This is a genomic window from Agrobacterium sp. H141 (assembly GCF_057158725.1).
In genome coordinates this window covers 441340-457377 of record NZ_CM169893.1, presented here as the reverse complement: position 1 = coordinate 457377, position 16038 = coordinate 441340, and the positions used below count along the sequence as shown (strand labels likewise).

Below are 16038 nucleotides of genomic sequence, written 5' to 3'. Positions count from 1 at the left end.
CGGTTTTGCTATGTGTTAGTAGCTGCGATTAAAGAGGTCGGCAAAGTCGGAAGCTTTGTCGACCTTTTCCTGATTACGGATATAACGTCTGACGACCTGCTCATCATAGCCAGCCGTAGACACGAAGTACCCTCGCGCCCAAAAGTGATATCCCTTGTAGCGTCGCTTGCGCGCATATTTGTTGGCAACATAAAGGGCCGTCTTGCCCTTCAAAAAGCCGACAATGTGCGAGACCGAATACTTCGGCGGGATCGAGATCAACATATGCACATGGTCAGGCATCAGATGCCCTTCCTGGATCTCGCAGCCCTTTTGTCGAGCAAGGCTGTGCAATAGGTCACCCAACTCACGCCGTACGTCCCCGTAAAGTCGTTTCGTTCGGTACTTACTTGAAAACACGACATGGTATTTGCAGTCCCACGTCGCGTGTGATTGCGACCGTTCGTCCATTGAACCTCCGTTCTATGTCTGAGCCAGCATAGCGGTCCAAGCACGAAGGTCTCTCAATCACGATGTAGAACTCGTCCAGTCCTCCACCGGAGGTGGAGGTTTATTTTGATTACAATAATCCGGAGACATCGCTGTCTCCGGAGTGGCAATCTAAAAAGGCCGGGACGATCATGATCGCCCGGCTTTTTTGAACGGCGGACTATTCCGCCAGCAGCACCAGCGCATCTGGATCGTAGGTCATGCGAATATCGGCCCCAATGGGCAGATCATCAGCCCCGTAATCATTCGTCTCGATGATAGAAAGCGGAGCCTGCAAACCATCGACCCGGATCGTCAGATGGGTCGTATCTCCGAAATACTCACGGTCGACGATCTTGCCGGGGATCTCCAGCGCAGCGCGCTCGTCCCAAAGAAGTCGCAAGCGCTCGGGGCGCATACCAAGGGTGACTTTGTCGCCGCTGACCTGCCACGTGTCTGGCTTCGACAATGACAAGTTTCCGAAGACCGGTGTCTGCACTTGCACCTGCGCGCCCTGGCTTCCCACCACCTGGCCATCAAGGAAGTTCATACCCCCTAAGAAACCAGCAACCTGCTTGGTCCGCGGGCGCTGGTAGATATCTTTCGGCGTTGCGACCTGGGCCAACTCACCTGCAAACATCACCGCAATGCGGTCGGACATGGCGAGAGCTTCATATTGATCATGTGTCACCAGTACAAAGGTAATGCCGACAGCCTTCTGCAGGCTGCGCAACTCGACCTGCATCTGCTCACGCAGTTTCTTGTCCAGCGCCGAAAGCGGCTCATCAAGAAGCAACACTTTCGGGCGCATCACCAGCGCCCGCGCCAAGGCAACGCGCTGCCGTTGTCCACCGGATAGTTCGTGGGCGCGGCGACCGCCAAGGTGACCAAGCCGAACCTGTTCAAGCGCCTCGCCAATGCGGCGCTTCATCTCGCTTTTGTCGAGACCGAGACGCTTCAATCCATAGCCGACATTCTCTTCAACATTGAGGTGGGGAAAGATTGCATAGTTCTGAAAAACCATATTGGTCGGACGGCGGTTTGCCGGGACATCCGTCATCGCCTGTCCGTCGATCAGGATGTCACCTTGACTAGGCTCCACAAAGCCTGCGATCATGCGCAATAGCGTGGTCTTTCCGCACCCGGACGGCCCCAGCAGGGAAAAAAACTCGCCCGCTGCAATATCAAGTGAAAGCTTGTTCACGGCCGGATAGGGACCGTAGAATTTTGAAACATCTTTTATAGAAATCATCGCATTTTCAGACATGCATGAAACCTTGATCCATGTTGCGGGCTTCTGAGCGCCGGCGGAAGACTTCCGCGAGAGTAACGAGGAATATAGACGCCAAAATCATCAGACTGCCAAGCGCTAAAACGGCGGGCAGTTTGGCGGCAAATCGAAGCTGTCCCCATATATAGACAGGAAGGGTCGGCTCGGTTCCGCTGAGGAAGAATGCCAGGATGAATTCATCAAGAGAAATGGTGAAGGACACAAGGAGACTGGACAGGATTGCTGGCGCAACCACCGGCAGTGTTACGCGGCGAAACGTGCCAAACGAGGTTTCCCCTAGGTCATGCGACGCTTCCTCCAGAGACCTATCAAACCCCTCGAAACCGGACACAAGGACCGATACCGAATAGGGGATGCAGAATACCGACTGTCCCAGGACAACCGTAAACAGCGACAGCCCGAGGCCGGTGGCAAGCACGATCATCAAAAGCGAAATGGCGACAATGATTTCCGGAAGGAAAAGAGGCGCCATGATGAGCGAAAAAATCGGCGTCTTGCCGATGAATTCATAGCGCGTGACCGAACGCGCCGCTGCGATCCCGAATAGGGTGCTGAGCAGGGACACAGAAATACCGACAACAAGACTGTTCCAGGCCGCATCCATCAAAACCGAATTGGACGCCAGCGATGCGTACCATTTGGTGGTAAAGCCAGCGAGCGGAAAGCTCGTTGCCGCAGCATTATTGAATGAAAACAGTGGAATGAGCAGGATTGGTCCATAAAGAAAGACGAGATAGAGGACCAGGTAAATCGTCAAGCCCTTGGGAAGGAACCGTGTCAGCCGCCTCATCGTGAACCCCACCTGACCAAAATGCGCGCGCCCTGCACGATGAAAGCGGCCAGAGCGACGACAATGACCATTGTGGTCACCGATAGTGCAGCACCCAAAGGCCAGTTTGCTGCCTTGCCGAAATTGGCCTGGATGGCACTGGCGATCATGACGCCCTCCTTGCCGCCAACCAATTGCGGCGTGACGTAATCACCAACAGTCGGGATCATGACGATCAGGAAGGCGGATATGACGCCTGGCATGGAAAGCGGAAGCACGATCCTGAAAAAGCGTGAAATCGCCCGATCACCCAAGTCGTTGGCGGCCTCGATCAAAGCCCGGTCGATCTTCTCCAGAGAGACAAAAATCGGCAGGATCGCAAATGGTGCCCAGCTATGCGTAAGCGTGATGATCACGGCGTTGGCATTATAGAGCAGAGACGTCAGCGGCTCCGAGATCAGCCCCAACTCCTTGAAGCCGGTATTCAGAACGCCTTGATAGCCAAGTATGACCTTCCACGACATGACACGCAAAAGATAGCTCGTCCAGCACGGTATGGTGACAATGAAGAGCCACATGTTCTTGTTTTTCCCGCCATGAAACGAGATGAACCACGCCACGGGATAGGACAACAGAACCGTCACAAGGCTGACAAGCAGCGAGATGTAGAGGGATCGCATCAGAAGATCCTGATAGATCGGCTCACCAAGGGCCTGCCGATAGTTCTTCAGGGTGAATGTGCGGTCTATTGTCAGGTAGTCCTGACTCCAGAAACTGTAGAGCAGCACCATGAATATGGGGACGAGAAGAAGGACGAGTGCGTAGAAAAATGGTGGCGACATCAGTGTCAGCCCCCGCGCCTCGTCGGACCGGAACCAACTTCGGGAACGTGCGCCCGGCACCTGAGCGTCCACGCCGCTCAAGACGCACCTCGCTTACGCTGCACAAGCGTTTGCGGGCCTACAATCACATCGGCCATCGGTTCCCCTTCCGCTTTATAGCGGTATTTTCTGGTTAAGAAGAAGATGACAAAAACGAACGTAAATCAAGATATTTTTCAAAATCTTGATTGAACGATCATTCAAAATAATATTTCTTTCATAGGCAAATTCATGTATTTAATTCAGAACATGAATACCGTGGGAGACATTCCGTGCGAAATGAAATGGCAGCAATTCAGGCACAAGGCCGCAACACCGAAATGCCGGAGGCCGCAACAGATAGCGCAGCCCTCATTCAACCTTGGCCAGTCGCCCGAACTGTCGGCATGGATCGCCTTGGCGCACTATCAGATGGTGACGGCATCTATGTTCACGATGCCCACGGTCGCCGCCTGATCGATGGCCCTGCCGGCATGTGGTGCGTCAATGTTGGCCACCGCAGCGAACCTCTCGCCCGAACGATGCACGATCAGGCGATGTCGCTGTCCTACAATTCCCCCTGGTATACCAGCAGTTCACCATCGACGGAGCTGGCTGAGGCACTTGCCACACGTGCGCCCGGCGACCTGAACCATGTTTTCTTCACCACCGGTGGATCGTCAGCCGTCGAAACAGCCCTGCGACTGATGCAGTTCGCCAACAATATTCGCGGCCGTCAGGACAAGAAGCTGCTTGTTGCGCGCGAAGGCGCCTATCACGGCTCGACCTATCTCAGCGCATCCCTGAATGGTCGCCCCCGCGACCATGACTGGATGGATGGCGCCGATCATCTTCTCCGCCGCCTGAGCTGCCCCAATCCATTTCGCCGTCCGAAAGGCTTAAGCCTCGAGGCTTTCGAGGACTTTCTCGTCGACGAGTTCCGTGACCTGATTGAACGAGAAGGGGCTGAAAATATTGGCGCCTTTGTCGCCGAGCCGATCCAGGCATCAGGCGGCGTTATCGTGCCACCTGAAAACTATCTGGGGCGCATGGCACAGCTGTGCCGCGACAATGACATCCTCTTTATTGCCGACGAAGTCGTCACCGCTTTCGGGCGTCTAGGCTCGGTCTTCGCTTCCAAGGATGTGTTTGGCGTGGAGCCGGACATGATCACCTTTGCCAAGGGCGTCACATCCGGTTATTTCCCCCTTGGTGGCGTCATGGTCTCAGCAAAACTGTTTGAGGAACTGAGGCGCTCCAACCATCCCGATGCCATGTTTGCCCACGGCCTGACCTATTCCAGCCACCCGGTGGGCTGCGCCGTCGCTCTTACCAATCTGCAGCTTCTAGAAAGCGGCATTCTCGATCACGTCAACGCGATCTCGGACTACTTCCAGAACAGCTTGAAGACCCTTGAGGAATTGCCGCTCGTGGGTGAAGTACGCGGCAAAGGCCTCATGGCCTGTGTGGAATGCGTGGCGGACCACGAAAGCAACAACCCGCTGACCCTCGATGTCGCTGTTGGCAAACGCATCGATGATCACTGCCAGGAACTCGGACTCCTTGTAAGGCCGCTGATCAACATGTGCGTCATGTCGCCACCACTGATCATCACCAGAGAACAGATTGACACCATGGTCGACATCTTGCGCCAGGGCATATCCCGCACTGCCGACGACCTTGTGCGCGAAGGTCTTTGGAAGGGTTGACAACGAGCCGGCGCAACATCGTGCGCCAGCCCTGAAGCATCCTAGCCGTATGTACGATGTCAGCCTTGCGCCAGCATCTTTTCATTCACGGACGCCATTTCCTTTTCGGATGGCCTCTCCGCCAGATTCACCACAGGCAGAATCTTGCGCAGATGATCATGATGGCTGCGAACACCATATTCGAGATCTGACAGGAAGAAGCCGGAAAAATTCTCTGAAAGCATCGCCTCGTTGGACCAGACCGTCAGTTGAACATCTTCCTCCATTGTGTCGCGATCGATACGATAGGCGAGGTAACGACCGAGCTTCTGCCGCCTGGTTTCATTTTTCAGCTTGTAGATCGCTCCGCGCAGCAAGGTCTTGCCCGTGGAAACCGGAAACTCCTGGTAAAATTGCACGGTCTCGGGCGTGAAGGCAAAAACCCCGTTGGGAAAGACACCGTAATAGACCCAGGCCTTCTGCAAATACTCCGGCAAGTGGGGCGGCGCCTCGCAGATATTCACATACTGGCGAACACTCCAGCGCCGACCGGCATGCGGATTATATGTTGCAAACGACCGCGACACGCCGTTGACGAAAGGCTCGTCATAATAAGTGGAGCCGTAAAGATCCTGAAGTGCAGGATGCGCCATCGCCACGTGATAGCCTTCATTGTCGACATCGCGCACTGACTTCCAGTTGACGTCGGATTCCTGCGTCCAGATCCCGCCTGCAGGCATCACATTTTCCGCCATGTAATGCCCGAACTCTTCCGCAACCGGCGCCATCAATTCTGCGACCGAAGGCTGGGGGCCCGGGCGAAACCGCAGAAAGACAAACCCCTGCCAGATCTCCATCTCGATCGCCGGCAGACCGTATTCGACCTTGTCCAGTTCTGGAAATGTATTCGGCCGCGCTGCACCGCGCAAAGTGCCATCCAGATTGTAAACCCAGCCATGAAAGGGACACACCAGTGCATTGCGACACGTTCCCGTTTCATCGGCCACAAGGCGTGAGCCCCGGTGACGACAGACATTGTGAAATGCACGAACCTGCCCTTCTCCATCCCGGAGGATCAATGCCCGTTCGCCCAGAACATCGAATGTATGATAATTGCCAGGCTCCGGAATATCGCTGACATGAGCCGCAATCTGCCAATGCGTCAGAAACACCTTCGTCCGCTCAAGTTCCAGCAAGGCTTCGCTGTGGTAACACCATCCAGGCAAGCCGCTTCTATCCCAATCATTCGGAATGGCGGTATCGCGAAGCATTTCATTCATGTCCTCGACCTTTTAATTTTGCTGAACGTTCATTCAATAAAAGCACAATTAAGCTTCAATTGGAATATCTTACAGAGATGCGAATTCACAATTCTTATCTCTCATCTATTCTTCCGTCCGTTGAAAAAGGGGCTGGACAGGCATAGAATGCCACTTTTTCGCGCGCGCGCCTGTTGCGCGCCACGACTTGGCTGCGTATCGCCTCTCCCCTATACCAGATTGGCAGCGCCATCGGACTTAGCGTGTGAAAATGGAGAAAGCCCATGGCCGAAGGTCGGGACGACGAACCCGCATTTGCAAAATTCGATGAAGCGGAAACTGGCGGAAAATCCATTTTACGTCAGGACCCGCATGCGCTGCGCGATTCCAAGGAGAACAACCTGGAAATCGCGATCGGCCACGAAGTCAGAGCCTATCGCAAGAAGCTGGGCATTACAGGTGCTGACCTTGCCGCCGCCACCGGAATTTCTCTTGGAATGCTTTCCAAGATCGAAAACGGTAATACCTCGCCTTCACTGACCACCTTGCAGTCCCTGGCGCGCGCGCTGGGTGTTCCCTTGTCGGCCTTTTTCAAACGCTTCGAAGAAGTCCGTAATGCAGTTTTCGTCAAGGCAGGCGAAGGCGTAGAAATCGAGCGTCGAGGCACGCGCGCCGGCCACCAATACAACCTGCTTGGCCACATTAACAGCAGCACACCCGGCGTCCAGGTCGAGCCTTACCTCATTACCTTGACCGCGGATTCGGATGTCTTTCCGGCGTTCCAGCATCAGGGCATGGAGTTCATCTACATGCTTGAAGGTGAGGTGAAATACCGGCATGGAGAGCAGCTTTACTTAATGCTGCCAGGCGACAGTTTATTCTTTGACGCAGACGCCAGACACGGTCCCGAAGTTCTCGTCAAATTGCCAATTCGGTTTCTCACAATCATCAGTTATCCGAGCCGACAAGAAGGCTGAAACCGCACATGGCTTAAAATTGCCAACATCATCCTAGACTGCGAAGTTCGCTCATCTTTTCAGTTCGGCTGTAATGCAGTTGACTTTTTGACATTTCAGGCCGCTAGCCTTTAATTGAAATGTCCAAGGTACTGCTGACGGAACCCGTATGGAGCGGCAACGTTTAACGCCGAGTACCCAATTCTTTGCCAAAAACAGAATCCGTAAATATGCCTCATGACTTGATCGATCCGGTCGCCTCACGTGACCATGAGACAAAACAGATCGACCACAATGATTCGATCCGTGCCGCCTACATGACAGTGGAGGAACTCCACGATAGAGCCGCGCGTCTGGCGCTCGATGGCTCAGGCGATCTGGCAGGCCTGAAACCTTTCGACTTCTTCGAACGCCATAAGGAGAATGAACGGGAAATCCTTCGGGTTTACAGAACCACCGCCCTGGATGTGGAGGCCGGCTCCGACATCACGCCGGCGGCAGAGTGGCTGCTCGACAATCACTATGTAATCGAGGAAGCCATTCAGGAAGTCCGGCGTGATTTCCCGCTGAAATTCTATCGCCAGCTTCCAACGATGCGCATTCACGGTGCGGAAATCCCGCGCACTCTGGTCCTGGCATGGATATATGTCGCCCACACGCACAGCACTGCCTCGCAGGAAAGCCTGACTTCACTGGTCAACGGCTATCAAACCCATCAGATTCTGGAAATCGGCGAACTGTGGGCCCTGCCCTCTATGGTCCGCTACGTCCTGGTGGAAAACCTTCGCCGGATTTCCACCCGGGTGGAACAATCGCGACGCATGCGTCGTCGTGCCAATGAGACTGCGGACGAGATCATCCGCCTGGGCGAGCCTGAACTGTGTAACGACCTGCTGGAACGCACCGCACCACTGGTATCCGACAATACGTTTTCCACCCAGTTTCTTTATCGCCTGAGAAACGGCTCCCAGAACACAAGCTTTGCCGTCACCTGGCTGGAAGAGCGCCTGGAAAACCTCGGCCAAGACGCCGAAGAGGCGATGAACGCCGAGCACACCCGCCTTTCATCCGGCAATGTGACGATGGGTAACATTGTCAAAAGTCTTCGCGAGATCGATGATGCCGAATGGTCCGTCTGGGTGGAGGACGTCTCGGAAGTTGACCGCATCCTTGGCCAGCACACCGATTACCAGGAGTTGGACTTCGGCTCCCGCAACGCCTACCGCAACACCATCGAGCAACTGTCACGTCATTCCAGTGTGCCAGAGGCAGACATTGCCCAGACGGCCATCGATATGGCGGCGGCGGCGGTCAGGGACACCGATCAAAACCACGCAGACGTCGGCAATTTTCTTGTTGGGGACAATTGTCGAGATCTCGAAAAGGCAATTGGATATCAACCACCATTTACCCAGCGCTTTGGCCGCCTCGTTCGACGGATGAACTGGCTGGCGATCGCGCTCCCGGTTATGGGTCTCACCCTCGCCGTGCTGGCAGTGGTCGGCTGGTTCCTTCTGCAGGCCGGTCTGTCGACCCCGCTGACCATATTGATGCTGTTGATGTTCGCTTTGCCAGCTTCGGAGGGTGCGACCGGTCTTTACAACACGGTCGTCACGTTCGTCGTCAAACCGTCGCGTCTGGCTGGCTATGAGTTCAAGGAAGGACTGCCTGAGGAAGCACGAACCCTCGTTGCCGTCCCCTGCATGATCACCAATCGAGATGACGTCGACGAGCTGATCCGCAATCTGGAAGTTCATTATCTAACGAACCCGCGTGGTGAAATTTATTTCGCTTTGCTGAGTGACTGGCGTGACGGACCGGTGGAGGAAACACCCGCCGATCTGGAAATCCTGGACTATGCCAAGAAGGAAGTGGCCAATCTAAGCAACCGCTATGCAGCTGATGGCAACCAGCGCTTCTTCCTTCTTCATCGCCGCCGCCTCTTCAATGAAAATGAAGGCGTCTGGATGGGCTGGGAGCGCAAGCGTGGCAAGCTGCATGAACTGAACCTGCTGTTACGCGGGGACCGGGACACATCCTACATTCCAGGCGCCAATACCGCCCCTGAAAACATTCAATATGTGATGACCCTCGATGCCGACACGCGACTGATGCGCGAAGCGGTGACCAAGCTTGTCGGCAAACTGCATCACCCCATCAACCGACCCGTTCACGATCCTAAGACGGGTCGGGTGATCAGCGGCTACGGTATTCTTCAGCCCCGCGTCACGCCGTCTCTGACCACGGGCAAAGACGCCTCCGTTTTCCAGCGCGTCTTCTCGATGAACCGAGGCGTAGACCCTTATGTGTTTACGGTGTCGGACGTCTATCAGGACTTGACCGGCGAAGGCACATTTACCGGCAAGGGTCTGTATCAGGTTGACGCCTTCGAAACGGCCATCAAGGGCCGCATCGACGAAAACACGGTACTCAGCCACGATTTGCTGGAGGGGTCCTTTGCACGCTGCGCACTCGTAACCGATGTCGAGCTGGTCGAAGACTTTCCCACGCGCTACGAGGTGGAAATCTCGCGCCAGCACAGGTGGGCACGTGGTGACTGGCAACTCATCCCCTATATTCTCGACCCTCTTCGTGGCATTACCGCCCTTGGTCGCTGGAAAATGATCGACAATCTTCGTCGGTCTCTGACACCGATTGCCTGGTTCGGCGCCTCGGTTCTCGGCTGGTGTGCCATGTCGCCTTTTGGCGCCGTTATCTGGCAGCTTCTGCTAATTTTTTGCCTGTTCGTTGCCCCCACTTTGTCCCTGTTATCTGGCCTAGTGCCGCGCTCAAGCGACTTTGTGCAAAGCGCCCACTTCCATTCAGTGTGGTCTGAAATCAGCGCGTCAAACGCTCAGGTGGCACTCCGTATCGTCTTCATCGCCGATAACGCCTGTGTGATGGCAGATGCAATTTTGCGTTCCATCTATCGTCTGTTCTACAGTCGACGTTTCATGCTCGAGTGGAAGACGGCAGCCAGTATTCAGTCGGTGGCGCAGGGCGATATCAGTTCCTACTATCGCACCATGCGCCATGCGCCGGTGCTGGCATTGATCGCACTCGCTGTGTCGAGCATGAACGGGCTTTACGGTGTCGTCGTTGGTCTCCCATTCGTGACACTCTGGGTGCTGTCACCAATGGTCGCCTGGTATGTCAGCCAGTCTGCTGAAACCGAAGATCGACTGGAAGTACCAGAAGAAGCAGCATCGGAACTCCGGAAGATCGCGCGCAGGACCTGGCGATATTTCGAGACTTTCGTAACAGCCGGCGACAATTATCTGCCACCGGACAACGTTCAGGAAGTGCCCGAGCAGATCGTCGCGCATCGCACATCGCCAACGAATATTGGCGTTTATCTGCTGTCTGTGGTTTCCGCCCGGCAATTCGGCTGGATCAGCTTCGAGCAAACGATCGAGAAGCTGGAACAGACCATTTCTACTATCGAACGGATGGAGAAATACCGCGGACACCTGTTCAACTGGTATTACACTGACACCCTGAAGACGCTGGGCCCACGCTATATCTCTGCGGTCGATAGCGGAAATCTCGCTGGCCATCTGATAGCCATTTCCTCTGCCTGTCGTGAATGGGCAGAAGCACCATCAGCCCATCTTCAAGGCAATCTGGACGGTATAGGCGATGTTGGCGGCGTTCTGCACGAAGTGCTCCAGGATCTGCCGGATGACCGCAAGATCGTGAGGCCTCTGCGCCGACGCCTGGAGGAACGGGTGAGAGGCTTCAACAGCGCGCTTGCAGCCGTCAAGCGCGAGCATGAGTTTGCCTCAATCCGCATTATCAATCTCGCGGTCCTGGCGCGCGACATCCAGAAACTGGCCTCCAACCTCCATCATGAGATCAGCTCGGAGCAGAGCGGCGAAGTCATTCGCTGGACAGAGGCGCTGGTCGCCACCTGTGAAGCGCATATCGCCGATAGTGCATTCGACCTGTCCACAATCGAGCCAATCCGTCAGCGTCTCTCCTTGCTGCGAGACCGCAGCCGCGACATCGCGTTTTCAATGAACTTCACCTTCCTTTTCCGCCCGGAACGGCGCCTGCTGTCGATCGGCTACCGGGCCGACACACGGGAACTGGATGAGGCCTGCTACGACTTGCTCGCATCGGAATGCCGTTTGACCAGCCTGTTTGCCATCGCCAAGGGCGATCTCCCAACAGAGCACTGGTATCGCCTTGGGCGTCAGGTCGTGCCGATCGGCTCCCGCGCCGCCTTGATATCGTGGTCGGGATCTATGTTCGAATATCTGATGCCGCCGCTTGTCATGCAGGAACGTCAGGGCGGCATTCTCAACCAGACCAACAGTCTGGTCGTCGAGGAACAGATGAACCACGCCAAGCGGTTGGGCGGAATTCCATGGGGGATTTCGGAAGCTGCTTTCAATGCACGCGACCACGAACTGACCTACCAGTACACCAATTTCGGCGTGCCAACGCTGGGCCTGAAACGAGGGCTTGGGCAGAATGCGGTGATCGCTCCCTATGCTTCCATTCTGGCGAGCCAGTATTTTCCGAAGGCGTCGCTCGACAATCTTAACCGCCTGCGCAAGCTCGGAGCACTCGGCATTTATGGTTTCCACGATGCCGTGGATTTCACACCGACCCGCGTTCCGGAAGGCAAGAAATGCGCCGTCGTCTATAACTACTATGCCCACCACCATGGGATGTCGATTGCAGCTGTCGCCAACGTCGCCTTCAACGGACACCTGAGAGAGCTGTTCCACTCCGATCCTGTAATCGAGGCAGCCGAGCTCCTGCTACAGGAAAAGGCACCGCGCGAAATTCCGGTCATGAGCGCCAAACATGAACCGGAAATGCCGGGCAAAGGGCAAGCCGACCTGTTGCGCCCGGAAATCCGCACCGTGCTCGATCCGACAACCAAGGATCGCGAACTGGTGTTCCTGTCAAACGGTCATTACTCGACCATGCTGTCGGCAACCGGCACCGGCTTCTCCCGTTGGAACGGGCAGGCCGTTTCCCGTTGGAAAGCGGATCCGACCGAAGACCGTTCAGGCACCTTCGTTTTCCTGCGCGATACCTCCACCAACGAATGGTGGTCGACGACAAGTGCACCACGGCGCGGAGACGAAGAACGTTGCAAGGTCATCTTCGGTGATGACAAGGCAGAATTCTACAAATCCGTCGGCGACATCACCAGCCATCTCGAGTGTATCGTTGCAACCGAACACGATGCCGAAGGCCGACGCGTCACGCTTCTCAACACTGGAAGTGAGGATCGTTTTATCGAGGTGACATCCTATCTCGAACCAGTGATTGCGACCGATGATGCCGATGCAGCACACCCTGCGTTCTCGAAGATGTTCATCCGCACGGAGTTCGGTAAGCGCAAGGATGTGATCCGCGCTGAGCGCAGCAAGCGAAGTGCCAGCGAGCCGGACATGTGTCTTGCCCATCTCGTGGTCGATAATGCCGGCCCGGGCCGTCCGACCGAATTTGAAACGGATCGCATGAAGTTCCTCGGTCGTGGCCGCGGCATTGAAAATGCTGCCGCTTTCGATGTCGGTGCAACACTCTCGGGAACAGAAGGCTTCACCCTTGATCCGGTATTGAGCCTTCGCCGCGTTGTTCGCGTGCCCTCAGGCAAGAAGGTGAGCGTCATATTCTGGACCATGGCAGCACCAAGCCGTGAAGAAGTGGATCAGGCAATTGAACGCTACCGCCATCCCGACGCCTTCAATCACGAAATGATCCATGCCTGGACGCGCGCGCAGGTCGAAATGCGCCATGTTGGCATTACGTCACAACAAGCTGCTGCCTTCCAGCACCTTGCTCGCTTCCTGGTGTATCCGGAGGCACATCTGCGGGCCGATCCGGCCACCGTTCGCAGCGGGCTTTCGTCCCAGCGGTCCTTGTGGCCACTCGCCATCTCAGGCGATTACCCGATCTTCATGCTGCGCATCAACGACGATATGGACGTTGAAATCGCCCGTGAAGCGCTTCGTTGCCAGGAATATATGCGCCGACGGGGCATCGTCTCCGATCTCGTGATCGTCAATGAACGCGCTTCGTCCTACGTTCAGGACATGCAGCACGCGCTCGATGCACTGTGCGAAAACCTTCGCCACCGTCAGGGCGATGGTACGCCTCAACACGTCTTTGCGGTTCGCCGCGACCTGATGGAGGAAGAAACATGGTCGGCACTGCTGGCAACAGCCCGTGTCGTGCTTCATGCTCGAAATGGCAAGATCGTCGACCAGATCAACCATGCCGTTTCACTTTACGCATCACCCCGAGCAGCGGACGGACGGCCTGAGTGGCAAGACAGTCCCGGACTACCAAAGCCTGCCGAAGGCAACAGTCTGGCCACAGCGGACGATCTCGACTTCTGGAACGGCTACGGTGGATTCTCGAAGGACGGCACCGAATATGTGGTCAGGCTCAATGGTGGCGATACGACGCCGCAGCCATGGATCAACGTTATCGCCAATGACGACTTTGGTTTTCACGTGTCAGCTGAAGGCGCAGGCTTCACCTGGAGCTCCAACTCGCGAGACTACCAGCTGACGAACTGGTCCAACGATCCGGTCACCAACCGAACCGGCGAGACATTTTATGTCGTAGATACCGCAAACCAGGAAGTCTACGCCCCGGTTGCTGCAACGAATATACGTGCAGAGAGCATTTTTGAGGCAAGTCACGGCCTCGGCTATTCAACCTTCACCGCTCGCCATATCGGCCTTGAGACAGAACTGACGCAAACGGTCGACCCCGTATCGCCCGTCAAGCTCTCACGTCTGGTCGTCCGCAACACCTCATCCTCAAAGCGGACATACCGAATCTACGCCCATGTCGAATGGGTTCTCGGAAACAGTGGACGCAAAACAGCGCCGTTCATCCAGAGCATATTCGACAATGAGCGGTCGGCTTTAATCGCAACGAACCCGTATAGCCTCGATTACTCGGGCAGACATGCCTTCTTCGCGGCAAAGGGAGACGTGCAAAGCGTCACCGTCAATCGGCGTGAGTTCCTTGGCCGCAACGGCGGAATCCATATGCCTCGTGCAGTCGCCGGGGGATTGTCCTTGTCGAACACCACGGATTCGGAAGGCGATCCATGCGCAACGATCGCGATTGATATCGAAGTCGCCGCGGGCAAGTCCCGCGACGTGACTTTCCTGCTCGGCGACTGCGAAAGCCTTGAGGCCGCGCAAGCACTTATAGCCGAGAAGCGCAATTCCGATTTCACAGCTGTTTGTGAAACGGTCAAATCCAGTTGGCATGCCGAGACGGGACAATTGCAGGTCAAGACACCAGATCGTGGTTTTAACCATCTGGTGAATTCATGGCTTCCATACCAGACCCTCGCCTGCCGACTAACAGCGCGGGCCGGCTTCTATCAGGCCAGCGGCGCCTTCGGCTTCCGCGATCAGTTGCAGGATTCGCTCGCCTTCCTCATGCAGGATCCGAAGCTCGCGCGGAAGCAGATCCTGACTGCTACGGCTCGTCAATTTGTCGAAGGCGACGTCCAACACTGGTGGCTGCCGAAGTCAGGTGCCGGCGTTCGATCGACAATTTCAGATGATGTGGTCTGGCTTGCCTATGCCACCCGTCGGTATATGGACGTGACAGGAGACAAAGGTCTTCTGGACGAACAAGTGTCATTCCTGAGCGGACCTGCTCTTCGCCCCGAACAGCACGATTCCTTCTTCCAGCCTGAACAGGCAGAAGAAGCAGAAAGTCTTTACGAGCACATTGCACGCGCACTTGACCTCGCCGTCAAACGAACCGGACCTCATGGTCTTCCGCTCATTCTCGGCGGAGACTGGAATGACGGAATGAACCGAGTGGGCGAGGCAGGTGAAGGCGAGAGCGTCTGGCTTGGGTGGTTCCTGCAAGGCGCACTCAAAGCTTTCGTACCTGTCGCTGAAGAACGCGGAGAGACAGCCCACGCGAAGCGTTGGAATGCACATTTGAAGGCCCTGGCCAAGGCACTGGACACATCCGGTTGGGATGGAAGCTACTACCGACGCGGCTATTTCGATGACGGAACCGCGCTCGGGTCCCTTCAGTCAGAGGAGTGCCGAATCGATTCCATCGCACAATCATGGAGCGTCATTGCCGGCGAGACTAGCAAAAAGGCCAAGCAATCGGTGCTGGCCGCCTACGATCAACTCGTTGATGAAGAGGCAGGTATCGTGCGTTTGTTCACGCCACCCTTCGTCAAAGGTGATCCGGATCCCGGCTATATCGCTTCCTATCCGCCAGGCGTCAGGGAGAATGGCGGACAATATACTCATGCCGCCATCTGGCTCGGCATTGCCTTGGCGAAGCTCGGTCTGGCGGACAAGGCGTGGCACTGCTTCTCACTGATCAATCCGATCAATCACACCCTTACCCCTGAGGCAGCTGATCGCTACCGCGTCGAACCTTATGTCGTCGCAGCCGACATCTATGGCGCCGAGACTTATCCGGGCCGAGGTGGTTGGACATGGTATACAGGATCTGCCGGCTGGCTCTATCAGTTTGCAGTCAATGAGATTCTTGGCATTCAAAAGAATGGCGAGAAGATCCTCATCAATCCCGTCCTTCCTCCGGACTGGCCAGGGTTTGAGGCGACACTGACCGTGTCAGGCAAAGCCATAAATATTTCGGTCAGCCGGAAATCGGATCAGCAAGGATATATGATCCATGTAAACGGGGAAGAGGTTGCCGTTCCTGAAGACGGTCTCGCACTAACGTCGTGAGAGAATAATCCATCTTCCGATTAACCGAAG

The 16038-nt window shown here is 55.7% G+C and carries 8 protein-coding genes; 3 read left to right on the top strand and 5 right to left on the bottom strand.

The genetic code is table 11. From position 1 onward, the window contains the following. Nucleotides 1–15: 15 nt before the first annotated feature. The 4 genes from tnpA to ACWPM9_RS01930 form a co-directional block, all read right to left on the bottom strand. Nucleotides 16–450, bottom strand: a complete 435-nt coding sequence (gene tnpA / locus ACWPM9_RS01945) for an IS200/IS605 family transposase (protein ID WP_484756569.1) — start codon at nt 448–450, stop codon at nt 16–18. A 199-nt stretch (nt 451–649) separates the two neighbouring features. Continuing rightward, nucleotides 650–1720, bottom strand: coding sequence for an ABC transporter ATP-binding protein (locus ACWPM9_RS01940; RefSeq protein ID WP_484757571.1), 1071 nt, complete (start codon nt 1718–1720; stop codon nt 650–652). 7 nt (nt 1721–1727) lie between these two features. Then, complete coding sequence (locus ACWPM9_RS01935; protein WP_484756568.1) at nt 1728–2549, bottom strand: ABC transporter permease; 822 nt, start codon at nt 2547–2549, stop codon at nt 1728–1730. Beyond that, on the bottom strand, nt 2546–3370 hold the full coding sequence (locus tag ACWPM9_RS01930) for an ABC transporter permease (RefSeq protein ID WP_428188112.1): 825 nt from the start codon (nt 3368–3370) through the stop codon (nt 2546–2548). Before ACWPM9_RS01930 ends, ACWPM9_RS01935 begins: the two co-directional genes overlap by 4 nt. Before the next feature lie 323 nt (nt 3371–3693). Between ACWPM9_RS01930 and ACWPM9_RS01925 the strand changes: the two genes are divergently transcribed. After that, nucleotides 3694–5097: an aminotransferase gene (locus tag ACWPM9_RS01925; RefSeq protein ID WP_484756567.1), complete on the top strand. Its 1404-nt coding sequence runs from the start codon at nt 3694–3696 to the stop codon at nt 5095–5097. A 59-nt stretch (nt 5098–5156) separates the two neighbouring features. Here ACWPM9_RS01925 and ACWPM9_RS01920 read toward each other — a convergent pair whose 3' ends face one another. Continuing rightward, complete coding sequence (locus ACWPM9_RS01920; protein WP_484756566.1) at nt 5157–6356, bottom strand: aromatic ring-hydroxylating oxygenase subunit alpha; 1200 nt, start codon at nt 6354–6356, stop codon at nt 5157–5159. Between the two features lie 263 nt (nt 6357–6619). On the opposite strand from ACWPM9_RS01920, the gene ACWPM9_RS01915 reads away from it, so the two are divergent. Beyond that, the gene (locus ACWPM9_RS01915) at nt 6620–7312 is read left to right on the top strand and encodes a helix-turn-helix domain-containing protein (protein WP_484756565.1); all 693 of its coding nucleotides are present in this window, start codon (nt 6620–6622) and stop codon (nt 7310–7312) included. Between the two features lie 209 nt (nt 7313–7521). Then, entirely contained in the window at nt 7522–16008 is an 8487-nt protein-coding gene (locus ACWPM9_RS01910; protein ID WP_484756564.1) for a glycoside hydrolase family 94 protein, read from the top strand. Nucleotides 16009–16038 lie beyond the last annotated feature (30 nt).

Excerpts from the sequence above, each read along its gene's own strand:
- tnpA (WP_484756569.1), bottom strand. The coding sequence starts at position 450 with ATGGACGAACGGTCGCAATCACACGCGACGTGGGACTGCAAATACCAT.
- ACWPM9_RS01940 (WP_484757571.1), bottom strand. The coding sequence starts at position 1,720 with ATGATTTCTATAAAAGATGTTTCAAAATTCTACGGTCCCTATCCGGCC.
- ACWPM9_RS01935 (WP_484756568.1), bottom strand. The coding sequence starts at position 2,549 with ATGAGGCGGCTGACACGGTTCCTTCCCAAGGGCTTGACGATTTACCTG.
- ACWPM9_RS01930 (WP_428188112.1), bottom strand. The coding sequence starts at position 3,370 with ATGTCGCCACCATTTTTCTACGCACTCGTCCTTCTTCTCGTCCCCATA.
- ACWPM9_RS01925 (WP_484756567.1), top strand. The coding sequence starts at position 3,694 with ATGGCAGCAATTCAGGCACAAGGCCGCAACACCGAAATGCCGGAGGCC.
- ACWPM9_RS01920 (WP_484756566.1), bottom strand. The coding sequence starts at position 6,356 with ATGAATGAAATGCTTCGCGATACCGCCATTCCGAATGATTGGGATAGA.
- ACWPM9_RS01915 (WP_484756565.1), top strand. The coding sequence starts at position 6,620 with ATGGCCGAAGGTCGGGACGACGAACCCGCATTTGCAAAATTCGATGAA.
- ACWPM9_RS01910 (WP_484756564.1), top strand. The coding sequence starts at position 7,522 with ATGCCTCATGACTTGATCGATCCGGTCGCCTCACGTGACCATGAGACA.